13 protein-coding genes and 2 pseudogenes are annotated in these 21,256 nt (G+C 64.6%); 4 read left to right on the forward strand and 11 right to left on the reverse strand.

The features are described from left to right. The first annotated feature begins 129 nt into the window (after positions 1-129). From B3T59_RS00685 to B3T59_RS00700, 4 genes and pseudogenes are all read left to right on the forward strand, one after another. Positions 130-1,419, forward strand: coding sequence for an MFS transporter (locus B3T59_RS00685; protein WP_313318557.1), 1,290 nt, complete (start codon positions 130-132; stop codon positions 1,417-1,419). Positions 1,420-1,521: 102 nt separating this feature from the next. Continuing rightward, a pseudogene (locus B3T59_RS00690) lies at positions 1,522-1,979 on the forward strand (DoxX family protein). 55 nt (positions 1,980-2,034) lie between these two features. Beyond that, positions 2,035-3,828 (forward strand): SulP family inorganic anion transporter, encoded by a 1,794-nt coding sequence (locus B3T59_RS00695; protein ID WP_287001254.1) that lies wholly within the window; start codon positions 2,035-2,037, stop codon positions 3,826-3,828. Continuing rightward, entirely contained in the window at positions 3,825-5,339 is a 1,515-nt protein-coding gene (locus tag B3T59_RS00700; RefSeq protein WP_064905288.1) for an ATP-dependent DNA ligase, read from the forward strand. Before B3T59_RS00695 ends, B3T59_RS00700 begins: the two co-directional genes overlap by 4 nt. A 237-nt stretch (positions 5,340-5,576) precedes the next feature. Here the strand turns inward: B3T59_RS00700 and B3T59_RS00705 are convergent, their stop codons facing one another. The 11 genes and pseudogenes from B3T59_RS00705 to B3T59_RS00755 form a co-directional block, all read right to left on the reverse strand. After that, positions 5,577-6,374 carry an IclR family transcriptional regulator gene (locus tag B3T59_RS00705; protein ID WP_287001255.1) on the reverse strand — a complete coding sequence of 266 codons (798 nt, stop codon included), beginning with the start codon at positions 6,372-6,374 and terminating at the stop codon, positions 5,577-5,579. Between the two features lie 162 nt (positions 6,375-6,536). Then, entirely contained in the window at positions 6,537-8,111 is a 1,575-nt protein-coding gene (locus B3T59_RS00710) for a GMC family oxidoreductase (protein ID WP_287001256.1), read from the reverse strand. After that, positions 8,108-9,655 (reverse strand): APC family permease, encoded by a 1,548-nt coding sequence (locus tag B3T59_RS00715; RefSeq protein WP_005207623.1) that lies wholly within the window; start codon positions 9,653-9,655, stop codon positions 8,108-8,110. Before B3T59_RS00715 ends, B3T59_RS00710 begins: the two co-directional genes overlap by 4 nt. Before the next feature lie 17 nt (positions 9,656-9,672). Next, the gene (locus B3T59_RS00720) at positions 9,673-11,178 is read right to left on the reverse strand and encodes an aldehyde dehydrogenase family protein (protein WP_287001257.1); all 1,506 of its coding nucleotides are present in this window, start codon (positions 11,176-11,178) and stop codon (positions 9,673-9,675) included. Further along, positions 11,175-12,887 (reverse strand): BCCT family transporter, encoded by a 1,713-nt coding sequence (locus B3T59_RS00725; RefSeq protein WP_064905282.1) that lies wholly within the window; start codon positions 12,885-12,887, stop codon positions 11,175-11,177. The genes B3T59_RS00720 and B3T59_RS00725 overlap by 4 nt, the downstream gene beginning before the upstream one ends. A 31-nt stretch (positions 12,888-12,918) precedes the next feature. Beyond that, complete coding sequence (locus B3T59_RS00730) at positions 12,919-15,375, reverse strand: GcvT family protein (RefSeq protein WP_287001258.1); 2,457 nt, start codon at positions 15,373-15,375, stop codon at positions 12,919-12,921. A 100-nt stretch (positions 15,376-15,475) separates the two neighbouring features. Then, a pseudogene (gene purU, locus B3T59_RS00735) lies at positions 15,476-16,344 on the reverse strand (formyltetrahydrofolate deformylase). 9 nt (positions 16,345-16,353) lie between these two features. After that, positions 16,354-16,938 carry a sarcosine oxidase subunit gamma gene (locus B3T59_RS00740; RefSeq protein ID WP_287001259.1) on the reverse strand — a complete coding sequence of 195 codons (585 nt, stop codon included), beginning with the start codon at positions 16,936-16,938 and terminating at the stop codon, positions 16,354-16,356. Further along, positions 16,931-19,735, reverse strand: a complete 2,805-nt coding sequence (locus B3T59_RS00745; protein ID WP_287001260.1) for a 2Fe-2S iron-sulfur cluster-binding protein — start codon at positions 19,733-19,735, stop codon at positions 16,931-16,933. Before B3T59_RS00745 ends, B3T59_RS00740 begins: the two co-directional genes overlap by 8 nt. Beyond that, positions 19,732-19,998 (reverse strand): sarcosine oxidase subunit delta, encoded by a 267-nt coding sequence (locus B3T59_RS00750; protein ID WP_251721499.1) that lies wholly within the window; start codon positions 19,996-19,998, stop codon positions 19,732-19,734. The genes B3T59_RS00745 and B3T59_RS00750 overlap by 4 nt, the downstream gene beginning before the upstream one ends. 43 nt (positions 19,999-20,041) lie before the next feature. Next, entirely contained in the window at positions 20,042-21,250 is a 1,209-nt protein-coding gene (locus tag B3T59_RS00755; RefSeq protein ID WP_287001261.1) for a sarcosine oxidase subunit beta family protein, read from the reverse strand. Positions 21,251-21,256 lie beyond the last annotated feature (6 nt).

The following is a 21,256-nucleotide window of genomic DNA, read 5'->3' on the forward strand; positions in this document are numbered from 1 at the left end:
TGCGAAGATCCCGATGGGCGGGCGCGTAACCTCTCCGCGGTGAGTGAAGCCACTGCCCCTGCAACGGGTTCTGCGCCCGTCGACCCCACTCGACCCGCAGTTCCGCGTAGCCGCATCGTGATCGCATCGATGGTCGGCACAAGTATCGAATTCTTCGACTTCTACATCTATGCGACTGCCGCGGTCCTCGTATTTCCGACGCTGTTCTTCCCGAAGGGCAACGACACCGCCGCACTGCTCTCGTCGTTCGCGACGTTCGGTCTCGCGTTCGTCGCGCGGCCGATCGGTTCGGTGTTGTTCGGACACTTCGGCGATCGCGTGGGCCGTAAGGCGACGCTGGTCGGTTCGCTGCTCACGATGGGTATCGCGACCTTCGCGATCGGGTTGCTGCCCACGTTCTCCCAGATCGGTTATGCCGCTCCGGCTCTGCTCGCGCTGCTGCGGTTCTGCCAGGGCCTCGGACTCGGCGGCGAATGGTCGGGGGCCGCGCTGTTGGCCACCGAGACCGCAGAGAAGGGCAAGCGCGCCTGGGCGGCGATGTGGCCACAGCTCGGTGCGCCGATCGGCTTCTTCTTCGCCAACGGCATCTTCTTGCTTCTGATGCTTGGAATGGACTTCGACGCCAAGAGCGCTGCGACCAACCACGCATTCCTGACCTGGGGTTGGCGAATTCCGTTCCTGGCGAGCGCAATCATGGTGGTCATCGGACTCTACGTGCGGTTGAAGCTCACCGAGACGCCCGTGTTCGCCAAGGCAGTGGAAGAGGGTAAGAAGGTGCGCGCGCCATTGGCCGAGGTCGTCAAGACCAGTTGGCGACCACTGATCGCCGGCACGTTCATCATGTTGGCCACGTACACGCTCTTCTACATCGTGACCACGTGGACGACCTCGTACGGAACCGGCAAGGTGACCGACGCGTCGGGCGTCAAGCTGTCCATCAGCTACGTCGACTTCCTTGGACTGCAGCTCATTTCGGTGCTGTTCTTCGCGGCGTGCGTGCCGCTCTCGGGATGGCTCGCCGACCGCTATGGCCGACGCGTGGTGCTGCTGGTCATCACCGGTGCGATCGTCATCTTCGGATTGTGCTTCGGATGGCTGCTGCACCCGTCGTCGGTGACCGACAGCGTGATGCTGGTTTTCCTCATTTTGGGTATGGCGCTGATGGGACTGACTTTCGGGCCGATGAGTGCGATCCTGCCGGAGCTGTTCCCGACGAACGTTCGCTACACGGGATCTGGGATCGCCTACAACGTCGCGTCGATTCTCGGTGCGGCCGTTGCGCCGTTCATCGCGACGTGGCTGGTTGCCGACTTCGGCGTGGCGTGGGTCGGTGTGTACCTCGCGGTGGCCGGAGTGCTGACGCTGCTGGCGCTGTGGTCGGTCAAGGAGACGCGGTCGGTGGACTTGTCGGAGGTCTGAGCGTCGGGGTCTGAGTGCAAGGCATCTGAGCGCCGAACGCGATTCCCTCGGAATCGGGTTTCTGGGGTTGCGATGCGGGAACCAGACCTTCATAGTTAGGCAATGCTTACCTCACTTGAGAAGGTCGCGCCGTGGGCGATGGCCTATTTCGTATCGTCATCGGCTTCCTGTTCTTCTGTCACGGCGCGTCGACGCTGTTCGGATGGCCGGTCGCGCCATACGGCGGCGAGACCGCAGCGTTCGGGGCGTGGCCGTCGTGGTGGGCCGCGGCAATTGAGCTGGTCGGCGGCATCCTGGTCATGCTCGGACTCGGCACTCGCGTTGCTGCGTTCATCGGTTCCGGTGCGATGGCCGTCGCCTATTTCTGGAAGCACCAGGGCGACGGTCTGCTGCCCATAGCGAACGAGGGCGACTCGGCCGCGCTGTACTGCTGGGCGCTGTTCCTGTTGGTCTTCATCGGCTCGGGGCGTCCCGCATTGGAGAACGTGCTCGTACGTAAGCGAGCTGAACAGTCCGACGCCGCAGCTTCGCAAGGCTCGGCAGTGCGCACCGCTGCCTGATCAACGCGGGTAACGTCAGCGGGGTGATCGAACCGCTGAGCTGGGGCGAACGGCAGTGAGCGGGACGCGGGCCGCCGGGTCGGAGCGTGCGTTCTCGACGTCGCTGAAACGCTTGCTGCCACCCGCGTTCCGTGGTTACCAGCGCGGGTGGTTGCGGGCGGACGTCCTTGCGGGCATCACGCTCGCGGCCGTCGCCATTCCGGAATCGATGGGCTACAGCACAATTGCCCACGTTCCGGTGGTTGCGGGAATCTATACCATCATCCTTCCGACAATCGTGTTCGCTGTTCTGGGTGCGTCACGGCTCATGGTGACCGGTGCCGACTCGGCGACCGCGGCGATCATCGGATCGGGCATCGCGGGCATCGGAGTCGCAGGCCTGCAACCGAACTCGGCGGAGTGGTTGGGTTTCGCGTCATTGATCGCAATCGTGACGGGACTGATGCTGGCAGTGGCCAGGATCGCGCGACTTGGGTTTCTCGGCGACTTCCTCTCCACCGCTGTGCTCGTCGGCTTCCTCGCAGGCACCGGGATCAGTGTGCTGACCGGGCAGATTCCCGGCATGCTCGGGATCTCCGGTAGCGATGGTCGGATATGGGAGCGTTGGGAACACCTTGCGCGCGAACTCGGCTCCATTCGATGGACCGCGGTGGCGTTCGCCGTTGCGACGCTGGCGTTGCTGATCGTAGGCAAGCGGTGGGTGCCCCGCCTTCCGATGCCGGTCATCGTTGTGGTGGCGTCGATCGTGCTGGTATACGCCTTCAACTGGTCCGATGATGTGCCGGTGATCGGCGAGTTGCACGGCGGTTTTCCCGAATTCGGACTTCCCGACTACGTCACGTGGCGCGACATACCGAAGGCCGCGACGGTTGCGATCGGCTGCGCGGTGGTCATTCTCGCCCAAAGTGCGGCCACAGCACGAAGTTTCGCGCAGCGTCACGGAGAGAACGCCGACGTCAATCGCGACATCGTCGGACTGTCTGCGGCCAACATCGTGGCAGGGTTCTCGTCGACATTCGTGGTCAACGGCAGCCCCACCAAAACCGAACTGCTCGAATCCGAACATGGTCGGACCCAAGTCGCCAACATCACGATGGCGCTCATCGCGCTGATCGTCGTGGTCTTCTTCGACGGCGCGCTCGCCTACATGCCGCACGCCGTTCTGTCAGCGATCGTCGCGGTGGTCGCGGTCCGGCTGATCGACGTCGACCAGTTCCGTCGAATGTGGCGAGTGTCGAAGTACGAGTTCACCATTGCCGTTCTGACCGCCGTGGTGGTGTTGGTCTTCGGTGTGCAGAACGGAGTGGTCGTTGCGATGGGAGTGTCGCTGCTGGCGATAGTGCGCAGGCAGTACCGTCCCGAGCGGTTTGTGGTCGGAGTTTCCGACCACGGACGTCGTCGCCGATACGAATCGGCGAAGCCTGGCGCAGAGTCGATGCCAGGACTCATCGTGTTCCGCTACGACGCGGATCTGTTCTACGCCAACGCCAGTCGCTTCTCCGATGAGGTGGCCGCGCTGGTTCGGGCGGCACCGCACCCGGTGCGTTGGCTGATACTCGACTGCACAGTGATCGGCGACGTCGATTACACGGCCTCGGTCATGCTGAAGGATCTGATCACTTTCGTGCACAAGCGAAATGTTCACTTCGTCCTCGCGGGCGTCGACCCAGAACTCGGCGACACACTCTCTGATGAGCGAGTGCTCTCGGAGCTGAACTCCGACCACGTGTACCCGACGGTCGGCGCCGCGGTGCGTGCGTACGAGGCGGAGTATCCCGACGCGGTGGAGGCTGCGCGGTCGGAGGGCTCGTCGGATGTGGCGCCGGATGCATGGAAGCGGGAGTCATGAAACTCGGGCAGATCGTCGAAGCGTCGAAGCAGATGGCTGCGACCCGATCACGCAAGGTCAAGACCGCCGCATTGGTGGATCTGCTTGGTGCTGCGTCGAAGGACGAACTGCCGATCGTGGTCACGTGGCTCTCCGGTGAAGTGCCGCAGGGCAAGTTGGGTGTCGGATGGCGGTCGTTGGCGAGCCTCGACGTGGATGGCGCCGAGGTGTCGAGACTTGATGTGATCGACGTCGACGACGCGTTTGAGCAGCTTGCTGCGGCCAGGGGAGCGGGGTCGGCGGCACTCAGAAGTAGCGTGTTGACAGAGCTTTTCACGAGTTCGACGCCGCCCGAACAGGACTTCCTGAGACGGTTGCTGACCGGTGAACTGCGGCAGGGATCGTTGGCGGGGCTGATGGTCGACGCGGTGGCGCAAGCGACGGGTCAGCCCGTCGACTCGGTGCGACGCGCGCACATGCTCACCGGATCACTCTCGGAGACAGCGGTATTGGCCGCGCACGGTGGTGACGAAGCGTTGCGTGGAGTGCGACTTCAGGTCGGCCGGGCGATTGCACCGATGCTTGCGACTCCCGCCGACGATCTACCGAGTGCGCTGGCTGATCTCGGCCCCGACGCCGTTGTCGACTTCAAGCTCGACGGGGCACGAATTCAGGTGCACCGCAACGGCGGTGACGTATGGGTGTTCACGCGCACATTGCGGGACGTGACCGATAGGGTTCCGGACCTTGTCGACGCCGTGCTTGGGTTGCCCTGCGAATCAGTCATTTTCGACGGCGAGACGTTGATGCTCAGCGACGATGGCCGACCGCGACCGTTCCAGGAGACGATGAGCCGGTTCGGATCTGCAGCAGATGAGGCGGATCCTCGGCTGCTGCAACCGTTCTTCTTCGACTGCCTGCATCTCGACGGCCGTGATCTGATCGACCTGCCGCTGTCGGAACGACTCGAAGCGCTCGACGAGGTGGCACCAGGACTCCGCATTCCATCGGTCGTAGACCCCGATGTCGAAGCGGCGCAGGCACAATTCGACGCGGCCATCGCAGCTGGCCACGAGGGAGTCATGGTCAAGTCGCGCAGCGGTGTGTATGCCGCGGGGCGTCGTGGGCGGACGTGGCAGAAGGTCAAACCGGTGCACACGCTCGACCTCGTGGTCCTCGCTGCCGAGTGGGGATCCGGGCGTCGACGAGGCTGGCTGTCGAATCTGCACCTGGGCGCACGTGACCCCGAAGGCGGGCCGCCGGTGATGGTCGGCAAGACGTTCAAGGGTCTGACCGACGAGATATTGCGTTGGCAAACCGCGGAATTCCCCAGGTACGAGGAGTCACGTTCGGAGTGGGCGGTCTTCCTGCGACCGGAGATCGTCGTGGAGATCGAACTCGACGGCGTGCAGCGCAGTTCAAGGTATCCGGGCGGGGTCGCACTGCGGTTCGCCCGAGTGCTGCGGTACCGGCCCGACAAGACCGCGGCCGACGCCGACACGATCGACGCCGTGCGGGCGCTGCTGCCGTAGGGGCGCGTAGCTCGCTGGCCGAGCCATTCTTTCGCTGGTGATTTCGACTCGGCTGCTCGCTGCGCTCGCGGCCGGCTCAATCAGCGGAAAGGACTAGCCCGTCGGTGGAGTGCTCGATCAGCGGAAAGGGCCGGCCCGTCGGTGGAGTGCTCGATCAGCGGAAAGGATTCATCCGCGGGTTGAGTGCTCATCGCGCGCTGCCGAGCCAGCGAGAAACGGCTCGAGGGGCGGCAGGCGTCAGCCGCGGTAACCCAGGCGGCGGCTGACCGTGTCGGCGGCGTGCACGACGCCCTCGGCGAGATGGGGGGCGTCGGCGGGGTCGAGGCGGTAGCGCGGGCCCGAGATGCTCAGCGCCGACACGACCGCGCCGGTGCTGTCGCGGACTGGGGCGGCGAGCGCGACGAGCCCGACTTCGAGCTCTTCGTCGGCGAGCGCCCAGCCGCGAGCGGAGGAGGCGGCGAGGTCGGCGATGAGCTGATCGAGGTCGGTGATGGTGTTGTCGGTGAAGCCCGGTAGTTCATCGGCGTAGAGCAGGCGCAGTTCTCGTTCGCTCAAGCCGGTGAGTAGTGCCTTCCCCGACGACGTGGCGTGCGCGGGTGACGGCTGCCCGATCCAGGTCTTCAGCGCAACACTCGACGAGCCCTGCGACTCGACGACGTTGATGGCCTGCGCGGCGTCGAGGACGGCGAGATTGGTTGTCTCCCCAGTCCTCCTGGCAACGTCGTCGCAGACGTCCTGACCGAGCTTGGCGAGATCCATTGTGGCGGTGGTCGATCCGGCCAGTCGCACAACCGTGAAGCCGATGCGATACTTCCGGCCGCCCGGCGCCTGCTCGACGAAGCCGCGTGATTCCAGCGATGCCACGATCCGCGAGACTGTCGACTTGTGGACTCCGAGGGCGACTGACAGTTCGGTGATGCCCGCTGCGCCCGCGTCGGCGATCAGCTCCATGATCTGCAGCGCGCGGTCGACGGACTGCACGGCGCCACCTGCGGTCTTGTCGTGGTCGGGTGCGTCGGTGGACATGATGCTCATGAGCCTACCTGTCGACTCCGTTGGGCTGAGGCTGCTGGCCACTAACCCAATCTGCACGTACACAATCTGGTCGTGAGCGGGCCGCCATCGAAATAATCTCCTCGGCCTCGCGCTGAGGTACGACTTGTGTACGTACCAGGCGAACTCGACACGTGTCAGCGCTCATTGGCTTCGGTTCGCCTCCTTGATGAGGTCGGCGCACCTCTCCGCCATGGTCATCACCGTGATGTTCGGGTTGACGACGGGCAGTTTGGGCATCGCCGACGCGTCGACAACCCGCAAACCCGAAACGCCCTTCACCCGCAGCTCGGGATCGAGCACCGCCAGCGTATCCGACGCCGCTCCCATCCTTGCCGTACCCGCGGGGTGGTACACGGTGTTGTGCGTCTTGTGGATGTAGTCGATCAACTCGTCGTCGGTCACGGCGTCGAGCCCCGGTGCCAGTTCGCGAGATACCCACTCCGACAGCGGACTTTGCGCACCGATCTCACGCGCGAGCCGGATACCGGCGAGCATCACCTGCTCGTCGTGGCCCTCGGGATCGGTGAAATAGCGCGGGTCAACCCGGGGCCGATCGCGGAAGTCGCGCGACCGCAGTCGCACCGTTCCCCGGGAAAGTCCTTGCGTCACATTGGGTGTGAGGCAGAACCCCGACTCCGTGGTGGGGTAGCCCCATCGGAGTGTGTTCATGTCGAACGGCACGCTGCCGTAGTGCATCATCAGGTCCGAGTGGTCGAGGCCATCACGTGTGGTGGCAAAGAGGCCGATCTCCCACCACTGCGTCGACTCGGTGACCATCGGCTGGGACGCCTCCCAGAACACCAGGCCCTCGACGTGGTCGTCGAGGTTCTCGCCGACGCCGGGCGAGTCGACACGCACCTCCACTCCGACTTCGCGCAGGTGGCCCGCCGGTCCGATCCCGCTGAGCATCAACAACTTCGGAGTGTCGATAGCGCCCGCGGTCACGATGACCTCGCGTCGTGCGTCGACCGTGTCGTATCCGCCGAGATCCGGTCGCAGGAACGTGACGCCGGTGGCGCGGAAGGTGTCGTCAATGACGATCTCGCTGACCCAACTGTTCGTCAGCACAGTCAGATTGGGCCGCTTGTCGAGGATCGGATGCAGGTAGGCGTGCGACGACGACATGCGTTCGCCCGCTTCGTTCGCGTTGATCTGCAGCCAGCCGGCGGCATTGAGGTCCCATTCGTCGCGATTGAACGCGACGGTGTCGAGGCCGAGCTTGGCGGCGGAATCCAAAACCGCCTGGCCGCAAGGATCATTGGGTGGCACATCGCGCAGTCGGACAGGGCCGTCGTGTCCATGCGGGTAGCCCTGATATGTCCCCTCAGCGACGTTGTTCTCCACGCGTGCGACGTAGGGCAGTACGGCTTCGGGCCCCCAACCGGTCGCGCCCATCGCCTCCCAGTCCCGTAGTCCCTGCGCGAGGGGCCAAAAGGCGATACACGAGTTGTGCGACGAACATCCGCCGAGCACCTTGGCCCTGGCGTGTCGCAGGAAGCTGTTGCCCTTCTCCTGCGGTTCGACGGGATAGTCCCAGTCGTAGCCGGAGTCGAGCAGGTGCATCCAGTCGGCCAACACCAGGATCGCCGGATCGTCGACGTCACTCGGTCCGGCCTCGATCAGACAGACAGTTACGTCGGGATCTTCGGAAAGCCGTGCGGCGAGAACACATCCGGCGGTTCCACCTCCGGCGATCACGTAGTCGTAGGTAGTCACTGCGCGGCCTCCGTGGCGATGTCGTTGGTGCTCGAATGCGACGCCAGTACACCGATGTTCCGACGTCCAACGGTGAAGTACCAGAGCAACCCGAGGCCGAGGATGATGCCGATATAGACGAATGCTCCCCACGTGTTGAACCATGGTGTGCCGTACACCGCGGAGCGCGGCCATGCCAGGTTCAGTGCCATTCCGATGCCCCAGACGACGGCCAGCAGGTTCACCGCCAGACCCCACCGCCCCATCGTGAAGTAGCCGCCCTCGGCGAGATCCTTCGGTGGCCACTCACCTCGAAAACGCTTGAGCAGCATGGGCATCGTGACCAACAGATATGCGAGGTAGATCATGATGATCGCGATCGACGTCAGCACCGTGAAGATCTTCGGCTGACCGATGTTGATCACCAGTATCAGCACCGCGAGAATTCCGATGACGAAAGCGGGAATGACCGGAGTCTGACGCTTCGGGTCGACCTTGGCCAGATGAGAGCCGAAGGGCAGCGCGTTGTCGCGGGCCATCGCAAACATCAATCGGATCGCCGCCGTGTGCACGGCGAGTGAGCAGACGACGACCGCGATGACGATGGCGACGAGGAAGATCTTGCCCAGCGGTCCCCACATCACGGTTTCGACGATGTACTGCAGGCTGCCGTCTGGCTGACCAAGCTTGGGATCGTCAAGATCCGGGCCGGCCATGATCGCGAAAACGAGTATCGCACCGCCGATGACGAACGACGCAAGAATCGCGCGCAGGATCGCCTTCGGCGCGGTGCGTCGTGGTTCGACGGTCTCCTCGCCGAGCGAACTGGCGGTGTCGAAGCCGTACATCACATAACCCGACGCCAGCGACGCGACGAGGAATGCACCAAGGTAGCCGCCACTCTCGCCTGCCCCGTACCCGTGTGTGGAAAAGAAGACCTGCGGGCCGCGGGTCACGTTGCACGCCAGGATGATTGCGATGAGTACGGCTGCGATGAGTTCGACGAAGACGCCGACACTGTTGATCAATGCCATGAGCCGTACGCTCCACGCGTTGATGGCGGTGGTGAGGGCCACCAGGATCGAGCCGAGGATCACCGCGTTGACCGCGTACGACGTCGGCGTGGAACCGTCGCCGTAGATCTGGAAACCGCTCCACAGTCTCGGCAGATTGAGCTGTAGCGCCAACACGACGGCGGCCAGGGTGACGATCGACGCCGTGAGCATCAACCAGCCCGCCGACCACCCAACCAACTGCGTGCCCAATCGCTTTGCCCAGTTGTATACCGACCCTGCGACCGGGTACTTGGCTGCGAGCTCCATGAAACACAGTGCGACACAGAGCTGTCCGACGAAGACGATCGGCCACGACCAGAGATAAGCCGGTCCTGCGGTCCCGAAGCCGAAGTAGAACAGCTGGAAGGTCCCGGTAAGAATGGAGATGTAGCTGACGCCCGCGGCGAAGCTGGCGAACTTGCCGATACTACGGTCGAGCGACTGTTTGTATCCGAAGTCTTCGAGGCCGTCGGCCTCGGAAGTGGTTGTCGGCGTAGACTCTGTGGCCATTGTTCCTCATCGCGTGATCATTCCGGTCCGAACCACCGCGACGCCGACGGCGCGGTGTTGTGCCAGATGTGCTTTGTTTCTTGGTATTCCGCGAGCCCAGTCGGGCCCAGTTCGCGTCCGTTGCCGGACTTGCCGAATCCTCCCCATTCGGCGGCTGGTGTGTAGTAGCCGAAGTCGTTGAGCCACACGGTTCCGTGTCGCAGACCGCGAACCATCCGTTCGCCGAGCGCGGCGTCGGAGGTGCGGACTCCCGCGGCCAAACCGTATGCGGTGTCGTTTCCGAGTGTGAGCGCCTGCTCCTCGGTCTCGAATCGTTCGACGGTGAGGATCGGTCCGAAAGTCTCGTCGCGGACGATCGTCATAGACCGGTCGCAGTGGTCGAAGATGGTGGGGGAGAAGAAGTATCCGCCCGGATCGAGATCGTCGCGATCCGGCCGTCCGCCGCCGCAACGCAGCACGGCGCCTTCGTCCTTGGCCGACGCCACGTAGGCGTGCATCTTGTCGAGTTGTGCCTGCGACACCAGGGGGCCGGTCTCGCTGGTCGGATCGAGTCCGTCGCCCATGCGAATGGTGCAGGCGCGCTGGACGAGAGCGTCGACGAAGTCGTCGGCGATGGAGGACTGCACGATGAGCCGTGTGCCCGACGAGCACACCTGGCCCGAGTGTAGGAACACCCCGGTGAGTACCTGGTCGACCGACGATTCCCAGTCGGCGTCGTCGAAGACGATGTGCGGGTTCTTTCCGCCGAGTTCGACGGCGACCTTGGTGACGTGTTTGGCGGCGGTCTCCGAGATCACAATGCCGGTCTGCAGGCCGCCCGTGAACGAGATGAAGTGGACGTCGGGGTTGTCGGTGAGCGCGGGACCGAGAACGGCTCCGGACCCCTGCACCAGGTTGAGTACCCCGGCGGGGACTCCTGCCTCCTCGCACAGCCTGACGAAAGCGATCGTCGAAAGGGGCGTCACCTCACTGGGTTTGGCGACCATGGTGCAACCTGCTGCGAGCGCGGGGGCGATCTTCCACGAGATCTGCAGGAGCGGATAGTTCCAGGGCGCGATGAGAACGCAGACCCCGATCGGCTCGCGCACCACTCGGCTGATCACGGCGGGGTTGCCGACGTCGACGAGCCGATCGGCAGACGTCTCGACGAGCGAGGCGTAGTAGCGGAACACCGACTCGACGTCGTCGATGTCGATCTCACTCTCCGCCAACGTCTTTCCGGTGTCGAGTGTCTCGATGTATGCGAGGTCTGCTTTGTCGCGGACCAACAGGTCGGCGATACGGCGTAGAAGCGCTGCTCGCTCGGCGACCGGCGTCGCAGGCCATTTGCCGTCGTCGAACGTCGTACGTGCAGCGGTGACGGCGGCTGTCGCGTCGTCGGAGCTAGCCTCGTCGACAGAGATGAACTCGGTGCCGTTCGCAGGGTTGATCAGCGCGCGGACGCCGCCGTCGGAGGCGGGGCGCCACGTGCCGTCGATGTAGAGCTGATGCGTGCCGATCAGCCCCGCGAGCGGTTGGGTCATTCGGTTCTCTTGCCTTCCGTAGTTCCCGCGTCTTCCGTTGCGGACGGGATGGTTTCGACGGTGCCGTTGACGAAGGGAGCGATCGGGTCGCCGGTTTCGGGGTCGAGCACCGCGAACTCGCTGGTCTCGATCTTGACAGCCTCTTCGCGGATGTGCTCGTCGACGCGATCGGAGAGCAGACCACGAGCGACGATCAACGGGTCGCGGCGCAAATCCATGTACAGCGACACGCACATGCCGACCATCACCAACACGAACGGCAGCGCAGCGATGATCGCCATCTGTTTGATGCCGTTGAGCCCGTCGTCGCCGCTGACCGCGAGCAGCACCGCGGCGACCGCGCCGGTGGATACACCCCAGAAGATGGTGATCCACCTACTCGGTTCGGGCGAACCGCGTTGCGAGAGCGTACCCATCACCAACGACGCCGAATCCGCGCCGGAGACAAAGAAGATGGCGACCAGAATCATGACGAGCGCGGAGGCTATCGCCGTCCAGGGCATGTTGGCCAAGACGTCGAAGAGCGTGTCCTCGCTGGCGCTGGTGTCGGGATCGAAAGGCAGCTTGCCGTCGGTGAATTCACGTATCGCCGATCCGCCGAAGATGCAGAACCACAACAGCGACACCACAGTTGGCACGATCATCACGCCGACGACGAACTCACGGATGGTGCGGCCCTTGGAGATCTTCGCCAGGAACATACCGACGAAGGGGGTCCAGGACACCCACCATGCCCAGTAGAAGATGGTCCACGATGCCAGCCAGCTCTCACCGTCGGCGTCGACCGTCGCGCCGGATCGTGCGGAGAAGCCGAGGGCGTCGTTGGCGTAGGCGCCCATCGTGGTGGGCAGGAGGTTGAGGATGAATACGGTGGGGCCAACGACGAACACGAACACCGCGAGGATCAGCGCCAACACCATGTTGATGTTCGACAGCCACTGAATTCCCTTGGCGATACCCGACACGGCCGACGCGACGAAAGCGGCGGTCAGCACCGCGATGATCGTCACGAGGACCATGGTCGACGGATTCTTCACCCAACCGACCTTGTCCAGGCCCGAACCGATTTGCAGCGCACCGAGTCCCAGTGAGGCGACGGTTCCGAACAGCGTCGCGAAGATCGCGAGGATGTCAATGATCTTGCCGACTGGGCCATTCGCCGAATTGCCAAGTAGCGGAGCGAAAACCGCACTCATGAGCTGGCTTCGGCCAAGGCGATAGGTGGAGTATGCGATGGCCAAGCCGACGACTGCGTACATCGCCCACGGATGAAATCCCCAGTGGAACATGGTGGTTGCCATCGCAACCTGTACGTCGCGAGCGGAGTATCCGGGCGGTGCCTTGACGAAGTGGAACAGTGGTTCGTATGCGCCGAAGAACATCAAGCCGATGCCCATGCCTGCGCTGAACATCATCGCGATCCAGCTCACCGTGCGGTACTCGGGTTTGTCGCCGTCCTTGCCGAGCGGAATGCGCCCGTACTTACTCAGGGCGAGCCAGATTGCGAAGATGACGAAACCGGTTGCGGTGAGGATGAACAGCCAACCGAGGTTGCTGGTGATCCAGTCGAGGACGGTCGACGAGACGGACGCGAGATTATGGGGCTTGATAAGACCCCAGATGAGAAACGCGATGATCAGTGCTGCCGTCGCACCGAACACCACCGGGTCGAGTGTGTAGCGTTTCCGCACATCATTCATGTTCGCCATGGCGCCTCTTTTCGCAGGTAGCGGTGGACACTTACTGCTTGATTCGAGCCATCTCGGGGTCGACCACCGGATCCGAGATCACTAAGGCACCATACGACGTGCGCAAGTAATCGACCGCAACGGCCGTGGAATCGGGCAGATCCGACGGCAGCCACGCGTACGCGAGACACGCGCCGACCGTCGGCGACCACCCTGCGCTCGTGACGTATCCGACGACGTCCCCGTCTACCCTGACCGGCTCCTTCCCGAGTACCACGGCAGCAGGGTCGTCGAACTTGAGGGTTCGCAGGCGCAAGGGGCATACCCGCTGGTCCAGGGCATTCTTTCCGACGAACTCGGGCTTCGACGACTTCACGGCGAAGCTCAGCCCGGCCGCGTCGGGGGTGTGTTCGGTCGTCATGTCGACGCCGGCGGATCGGTAGCCCTTCTCAATGCGCAGCGCATTGAAGGCGATCCGGCCCGCGGCAATGATGCGGTGCTCAGCGCCCGCCGCCATGAGGAGGTCCCACAAACCACGGCCGTACTCGGCGTCGGCGTAGATCTCCCACCCGAGCTCGCCGACGTAGGACACCCGCATGAGTGTCACGGGTACGGACCCAATGGTTGTCTGGACGCAGCGGAAGTACTTCAGGCCGTCGTTGGTCAGGCCGGTTGGCGTCAGTGGTGCGACGACGTCGCGAGCCGATGGGCCCCAGAGCCCGATGCAGCACGTTGCGCCGGTGATGTCTCGTAGTGTCACGCTGCGATCGGCAGGAAGGTGGCGAGACAACCAGTCGAAGTCGATCGGTCCGTTGGCCCCGACCTGGAACAGATCGGCGCCGAGGCGGGCGACCGTCAGGTCCGACCGCACGCCGCCTTCGTCGTCGAGCATGAGCGTGTAGGTGATGGAGCCGATCGACTTGTCGACATTGTTGGTGGTCATCCGCTGGAGGAAGTCGGCGGCCCCGGGGCCGGAGACTTCGTAGCGGGTCAGCGGTGTCATGTCGTACATCGCGACATGACTGCGGGTCCACGCTGCTTCCGCGACCGAGATGGGCGACCAGTTGCGTGCCGACCATGCGTCGCGCAGCGGGATCTGCAGGCCACCGGCGACGAGTTCGTCGAGTATCGGCTGATTGGCCTCGAACCACGCCGGCCGCTCCCACAGATTCGCGACCCAGAACTCTGCGCCGAGCGCGGCTTGCCGGTCGTAGAACGGGCTGGTGCGCACTCCGCGGGGCGCGGCAACCTGGTCGTGCGGATGGATGATGTCGTAGACCTCGACGAACGACTGCGAACTCGTCGTGAGGATGTAGTCGTCTGTGAGAGCGGCGTTTTCGAACCGGTACAGATCGAACTCGTGGGTGTCGACGCTGGGCGCGCCGTCGACCATCCACTCGGCGACGGTGCGTGCGATACCCGCGGAGTGTGTGACCCACACGGCCTCGGCGACCCAGAATCCCTTGAGGTCGCGGTGTTCTCCGACGACGGAGTGCCCGTCGGGGGTGAACGAGAAGATGCCGTTGAAGCCGTCGTCGACCTTCCCTGTCGCGAGTTCTGGTATGAGCGTGATGGTTTGGTCCCAGGCTTCGGCGAAATCGTCTGGCGTGAACATCAGTTTCGACGGCATCTCCTCGAGCGAGACGGTCGAGTCGTAGTCGAGTGCGTTGACGTCGCTCGGCATCGGGCGATGACCGTAGTAGCCGATGCCGAGGCGGTCGCCGTGCTCCCGGTAGTAGAGGTCGCGGTCCTGATGGCGCAGGATCGGCAGCGAGGCCTCTGCGACAGCAGAATTGGCGCCGTGGCGCGATTCCAGCGGCGTGGTGTATGCGTACTGATGCGCCATCGGGACGAGGGGGATGGTGAGCCCGACGCGGCGGCCGAACTCTCTGCCCCAGAAACCTGTGCAGCACACCACGATGTCGGCGTCGACGACCCCGGTCGCGGTGCGGACGCCACGTACCTCACCGTTGCATTCGACGACATCGATCACCTCGGTGTGCGGGACGAACCGCGCACCACGTGAGATCGCCCGCGTCGCTTGAGCTTCTGCTGCCCGCAGCGCTTTGGCGAGACCATCGCGCGGCGTGAACAACCCTCCGACGATCTGGTCTGGATCGATCAGGGGGTGGCGTTCGAGACACTCTGCGGGAGACAGGAGCTCATGTTCGACTCCGCGCGAGGCAGCCCAGCCTGCCTTGCGGTGGAGGTCGTCCAGGCGTGCCTGCGTGGTGGCAACCTCGAGCCCTCCGAGGTGACTGAAGCACCAGCCGTCGGGATGTTCGAGCGTGGAGAACTTCTCGAGGGTGTAGCGCGCGAGCTCGGTCATCGTCTTCGACGGATTGGTCGCGAACACGAGACCCGGTGCGTGCGAGGTCGATCCACCGGTGGCCAAGAGCGGCCCGCGGTCGAGGACTGTCACGTCGCTCCAGCCACGCGCGGTGAGCTCATCGGCCAGCGAGGTGCCGACGATGCCTGCGCCGACGATGACGACTTTGGGAGTGGGCATGGGGTTTCCTTTTGGTGGGGGTGGTCTCGACAAGCTCGACCGGCGGGGCGCTCGACCGGCGGGCGGGGCGGTGGTCTCGACAAGCTCGACCGGCGGGCGGCTAGCTGAACACCACGGTGCTGGTTCCGTTCATGAGGACGCGGTTCTCGCTGTGCCAGCGGACGGCGCGGGAGAGCGCCGAGGCTTCGGCGTCGCTGCCGACCGTGGCGAGCCTGCGCGGGTCGTGGGTGTGATCGATGCGGATCACCTCCTGTTCGATGATCGGGCCCTCGTCGAGATCCGCTGTCACGTAATGCGCTGTCGCGCCGACATACTTGACGCCGCGTTGATGTGCCTGGTGATAAGGCTTGGCGCCCTTGAATCCGGGGAGGAACGAGTGGTGGATGTTGATCGCCCTGCCGCGCAGCTTCGCGCAAGCCTCGTCGGACAGGATCTGCATGTATCGGGCGAGGACGACGAGATCGGCGTCGAACTCGTCGACGGTTGCCAGGAGTCGTGCCTCGGCGTCGACCTTCGTGCCTCGGCGTCGACCTTCGTGTCCGGCGATACCGGCAGATGCCGGAACGGGGGTCCGGCGGAAGTTGCCATCGGTTCGAGATCGGTGTGGTTGGACACGACCGCGACGAGCTCACCTCCGAGTGTTCCTGCACGCCAACGGAAGATCAGGTCATTGAGGCAGTGGCCGAGTTTGGAGACCATGACGACGATCCGCGCAGGCGTGCGATCGTGGATCTCGAACTCGGCGTCGATCCCGCTGGCGAGATGCTCGAACGCGCGGACCATGTCGTCCGCGCTGGATTGCCGGGCAGAGGCGAATTCCGTACGTACGAAGAGCGTGTGAGTTGTCGGGTCGTCGAATTGTCGATGGTCAATGACCTCGCAGCCGTGACTGAACAGGAACGACGAGATGGCGTGCATGATGCCGCCGCGCGAGGGGCACCGCAGGGTCAGCGTGAAGGTCGAGGGCATGGCGAACTTTCAGGTCGAGGGGATCGTGTCAGTGGCTGTCGTAGCCGCATATTCGGTCGCGGCGTCGACGAGCCAATCGGCCAAGTAGTCGGCGAACGACGAGCGCACGAAGAGGGTGTACGTGTCGGCGTGTTCGTCGCGGTGGATCACGACGCCCGTCTGGGCGACTAGCGTCGAGACTGCGCGGTCGGGTGGAAATGCGCTGTCGGACAGATCAACTGCACAACCGTGGGCCAGGATCGTGCGGGCGTGGGGTCCGCCGAGGACGAGTCGGGCACGCTGCCCCGTCGCATCCATGACGTATGCGTTGTCGCCTGCGCGGGATACGACGTCGTAGACGAAGTCGTGGCCCGAGACTCCCTCGCGATAGAGCAGCCACTCAGTGGGGCCGAGCCAGACCGCGACCTCACCGTCGTGGCGTCGTAGTTCGCAGACGCCCGGCAGGTCGAGTCGTGCGATCGCATCGGCATCGGAAGTGCGGACGATTGACTGCGCCACAGGGGTTTCAGTCAGCTGCACCGCGGGGGCGAGCGCGTCGAATACCTCCTGCCAACCGGACAGCGGCGAGTGCGGTGTAAGCGAGATGTCAGCCATCACGACGTGTTCCTTCCTGGTCGACGAAGACCGGTGAGGTGACCTCGACCTCGACGAGGCGATCACCGACGGGCACCGACAGCCGTGAACCGACCAGATCCCGGCCACCCTTCACGAGCGCTAGTGCGAACGGCCGTCCGAGCTCGGCGCTGAGGTAGCTGGAGGTGACGTGCCCGAGCATCGGAACGGGTGGCGGTGGCAGCGTGCCGTCCGGATTGTGCGCGACGATCTGCGATCCCTCCGGCAACACCGTCGACGCATCGGTCGGCAGCAGCCCGATGAAATGCTTGCGCAACGGATTACGGTCGGAGGCACGGGAGAACGAGCGCTTTCCGATGAAGTCGGACTTCTTCTTCGACACCACCCAACTCATGCCGAGGTCGTGTGGCGTGACAGTCCCGTCGGTGTCCTGGCCGATGATCGGGTACCCCTTCTCGGCGCGCAGCACGTGCATGGTCTCGGTTCCATACGGTGTGATCTCGTATCGTTCACCGGCGTCGAGCAGTGCGCACCACACGTCGAGTGCGTATTCCGTGGCGACGTTGACCTCGAAGGCGAGCTCGCCGGAGAAGCTGATGCGCCCTATTCGGATCGGAACGCCGTCGAGAGTCGTATCGCGCCAGTCCATGAAGCCGAAGGCGTCGTTGTCCACGTCGAGGTCGTCGAACACGGCACCCACGACGTCGCGCGACCGCGGACCCACGACGGGCAACGTCGCTACGTGATCGGTCAGCGAGGTGGTGAACACCTGCAGCTCCGGCCATTCGGTCTGGTGCCACTCCTCCATCCAGTCGAGGATGGCGGCCGCGTTTCCGGTGGTGGTGTAGACGGTGTAGCGGTCGTCCGCGATGCGCATGACGGTGCCGTCGTCCTTGACCATGCCGTCGGGTCCACACATCACGCCGTAGCGAATCTTGCCGACCCGCAGTGTGCTCATCATGTTGGTGTAGAGCATGTCGAGGAAGGCAGGGGCGTCTCGCCCCGCGACGTCGATGACGCCGAGCGTCGAACCGTCGAGTATGCCGACTCCCGAACGGACAGCGGCACATTCGCGGAGCTCGGCCGACGCCATGTCCTCGCCGCCGCGCGGATAGAAGCGCGGACGCTTCCACTGGCCGACATCCTCGAACACCGCGCCGCGCTCACTGTGCCAGTGGTGCAACGCGGTTCGTCGAACCGGATCGTAGCGATCGCCTCGGTCGCGACCTGCCAACGCTGCGAATGACACCGGGGTGTACGGCGGACGGAACGTCGTGGTACCAGTAGCGGTGACGTCGACGCCGAGCAACTCCGCGACGATGCCCGAGGCGACAATGCCCGACGTCTTACCCTGATCGTGTGCCGTACCGATCGTGGTGTAGCGCTTGACATGCTCCACAGACGTCATCCCGGCGCCGACGGCACGCTCGACGTCGGCGACCGTGGCATCGCGCTGGAGATCGACAAACGATGTAGCGGAATCGGATTCGGCAACCCGCCAACACACTTCCGTCGCGGCCGGGGTGCGCTCACCGACGTGCGGAATCGCTCGGAACTCGGGTGCGACGACGCCGAGCGCGCGCACTGCTGATAGCCCTGCTCGACGGCCGTCGGCGAGACACGATGGCGTGGTGAGCATTCCGGCTGCCGCGCCCGCGATCTCAGTGGTGGGAAGCGTTCCCGTGGGTAGAAAGGCTGCGGCGGAGGCGTCGAAGGTCAGCGGACCGCGCAGCTGACTCCACAGGTGCGCAGCGGGATTCCAGCCTCCGGAGACCAGTACCGTGTCGCAGTCGAGTGACGTGCCGTCCAGGAGGCGCACGCCCTCTACCGAATCGGTGCCGAGAGCCTCGACCACGGCGTCGTCGACTCGCAGTGGGATGTTCAGGGCCGCAGCCTGTTCGGCCAGATCGGTCGACACGGTGGCGCGCACGTCGACGATCGCACGGACCTCGACTCCTTCCTGTGCCAACGCGAAAGCGGCGTCGTATGCGGCGTCGCAGGCGGTGAAGACGACGGCGCTGGTGCCGACGAGCACTCCGTATCGGCGCAGGTAATCGGCCGCCGCGCCGGCAAGCATGACGCCGGGAAGGTCGTTGTTGCCGAAGATGATCGGACGTTCGTGCGCGCCTGCGGCGACGACGGTGTGCCGGGCTCGGATGCGATGAACGCGCTGTCGTGAGATGTGCTGCGGTGCTGCCGTTCCCAGGTGGTCTGTGCGGCGTTCGACAGCGAGGACGAACCCGTCGTCGTATGCGCCGAACGCGGTGGTGCGGTTCAGTCGGGTGGTGGTGGGCAGTGAGTCGAACTCGGTAACGGCGTCGGTAACCCAGGCTGCCCACGGTGTTGCGCCGCCGGGCTCGGCGCGCTCGTCGAGGAGCAGGACCTGCAGACCCGCGCGGGCGGCGATCAGCGCCGCCATGAGGCCTGCGGGTCCGGCGCCGACGACGAGCAGGTCGGGATGGTGGTGCAACGAGTCGTAGCGGGCGGTGTCGACGTCGAATGACAAGCGGCCCAGTCCCGGGACGCCGTGTGCGACGAGGCCGGGGCACAACTCGACTGTGGTCGCGGGGACCATTGGTTCGCTGTACGGAGTGTCGACGCCGATCTGCGCGGTGGCATCGTCGGCCCACGAACCCGTGACGCCGCGGGTGCGGTGGAGTATCACGCTGCTGGTGATCGAGCGAACTCCGTTGGCCAGCAATGCCGATGCCAGTGAGTCGCCGGCGTAACCGGTGTAGGTGGCACCGTCGAAGACGAAGTCGATGGGTGTAGTGCGATCGACTCGTCCGCCGGAGGGGGTGCGGAAGGTCTGGGTCATCGGGCGGTCTCCTCGGCCGGTGCCGGCACGATCGCGTAGGTGACGGTGTCGCGCTGGACGGTGAACCACTGCCGACAACCTGCGCTGTGGCACCAGCGTTCTGTCAGTGCGCCTTTCGGGTTGGGGCGGAAGAACAGATAGCGCGCCCACGCGGCGTCGTCGAGGTCGGCGGGCCGGTCGGGGTAGGCGACGCCCGCGGCGGCACCGTAGTGGAACTCGACTTCTTCGCGTGGCCCGCAGTGCGGGCAGGTGATGAGTTGCAACGGATCTCCTGGTACTCAGTGGCTGCGGTTTCAGTAACGGTGCTCAGTGCGCTACCGCTGCGGCGCCGTGTTCGTCGATGAGTTCGCCGGTGGTGAAGCGCTCGATGGTGAACGGAGCGTTGATCGGATGCGGTGCGCCGGTCGCGACGGTATGCGCGAGGCACCAGCCGACGGCCGGAGTTGCCTTGAAACCGCCTGTGCCCCAGCCACAGTTGAGGAAGAGATTGTCGTACGGTGTGGCGCCGAGGATCGGTGAGGCGTCGGGGGTGACGTCGACGATGCCCGCCCATGTCCGTAGCAGCCTGGCCCGGCCGAAGATCGGGAACAGTTCGACGGCCGCCGCCATCTGGCGTTCGATGATCTGGAAGGCGCCGCGCTGGCCGTATCCGTTGTACGAGTCGACGCCCGCTCCCATCACCAGCTCACCCTTGTGCGCCTGCGATACGTACACGTGCACAGCGTTGGACATCACGACGGTGGGGTGCACGGGTTCGAGGAGTTCGGAGACGAGTGCCTGCAGCGGGTGGCTCTGCAGGGGAAGGTCGATGCCGAGCGGATCGGCGAGTGTCGACGTGTGGCCTGCGGCGCACAGCGATACGGTGCCTGCTCCGATACGCCCGCGGCTGGTACTGACCGCGGTGATCTTGCCCCCGTCGGTCTCGAACCCGAAGACCTCGCAGTTCTGGATGATGTCGACCCCGGCGTCGCTTGCGCTGCGCGCGAATCCCCATGCGACCCAGTCGTGCTTGGCGATCCCGCCGCGCGGCTGAAATGTGGCACCCAGGACGGGATAGCGGATGTCCGCGGAGGTGTTCACGATCGGGCAGACCTCGGCGACCTGCTTGGGATCGAGCCATTCGGCGTCAATTCCGTTGAGCCGGTTGGCTTCTACTCGGCGAACTGAGTCACGGACATCCTGCTCGGTGTGTGCAAGGTTGAGCACACCGCGTTGGCTGAACAGGATCGGATAACCGAGCTCGTCCTCGAGTCCCTCCCAGAGCTTGAGGGAATGCTCGTAGATCGCGGCGCTCTCGTCCCACAGGTAATTGGAGCGAATCAGGGTCGTGTTGCGTGCCATGTTCCCGCCCGCGAGCCAACCACGTTCGAGTACAGCGACATTGGTGATCCCATGATTGCGCGCCAGATAGTGGGCGGTGGCGAGACCATGACCGCCGCCGCCGACGATCACCACATCGTAGTTCGGCGCGGGATCGGGGTTGCGCCAGAGGAAGTCTGGATGGGGGCTGGTCATGGGGTC

Source organism: Gordonia sp. UBA7860 (genome assembly GCF_002500165.1).
Lineage (GTDB): Bacteria > Actinomycetota > Actinomycetes > Mycobacteriales > Mycobacteriaceae > Gordonia > Gordonia sputi.

Bases quoted from the DNA above. Each gene is read 5' to 3' on its own strand.
- B3T59_RS00685 (WP_313318557.1), top strand. From the start codon at position 130: ATGGTCGGCACAAGTATCGAATTCTTCGACTTCTACATCTATGCGACT.
- B3T59_RS00700 (WP_064905288.1), top strand. From the start codon at position 3,825: ATGAAACTCGGGCAGATCGTCGAAGCGTCGAAGCAGATGGCTGCGACC.
- B3T59_RS00705 (WP_287001255.1), bottom strand. From the start codon at position 6,374: ATGAGCATCATGTCCACCGACGCACCCGACCACGACAAGACCGCAGGT.
- B3T59_RS00715 (WP_005207623.1), bottom strand. From the start codon at position 9,655: ATGGCCACAGAGTCTACGCCGACAACCACTTCCGAGGCCGACGGCCTC.
- B3T59_RS00720 (WP_287001257.1), bottom strand. From the start codon at position 11,178: ATGACCCAACCGCTCGCGGGGCTGATCGGCACGCATCAGCTCTACATC.
- B3T59_RS00725 (WP_064905282.1), bottom strand. From the start codon at position 12,887: ATGGCGAACATGAATGATGTGCGGAAACGCTACACACTCGACCCGGTG.
- B3T59_RS00730 (WP_287001258.1), bottom strand. From the start codon at position 15,375: ATGCCCACTCCCAAAGTCGTCATCGTCGGCGCAGGCATCGTCGGCACC.
- B3T59_RS00740 (WP_287001259.1), bottom strand. From the start codon at position 16,938: ATGGCTGACATCTCGCTTACACCGCACTCGCCGCTGTCCGGTTGGCAG.
- B3T59_RS00745 (WP_287001260.1), bottom strand. From the start codon at position 19,735: ATGACCCAGACCTTCCGCACCCCCTCCGGCGGACGAGTCGATCGCACT.
- B3T59_RS00755 (WP_287001261.1), bottom strand. From the start codon at position 21,250: ATGACCAGCCCCCATCCAGACTTCCTCTGGCGCAACCCCGATCCCGCG.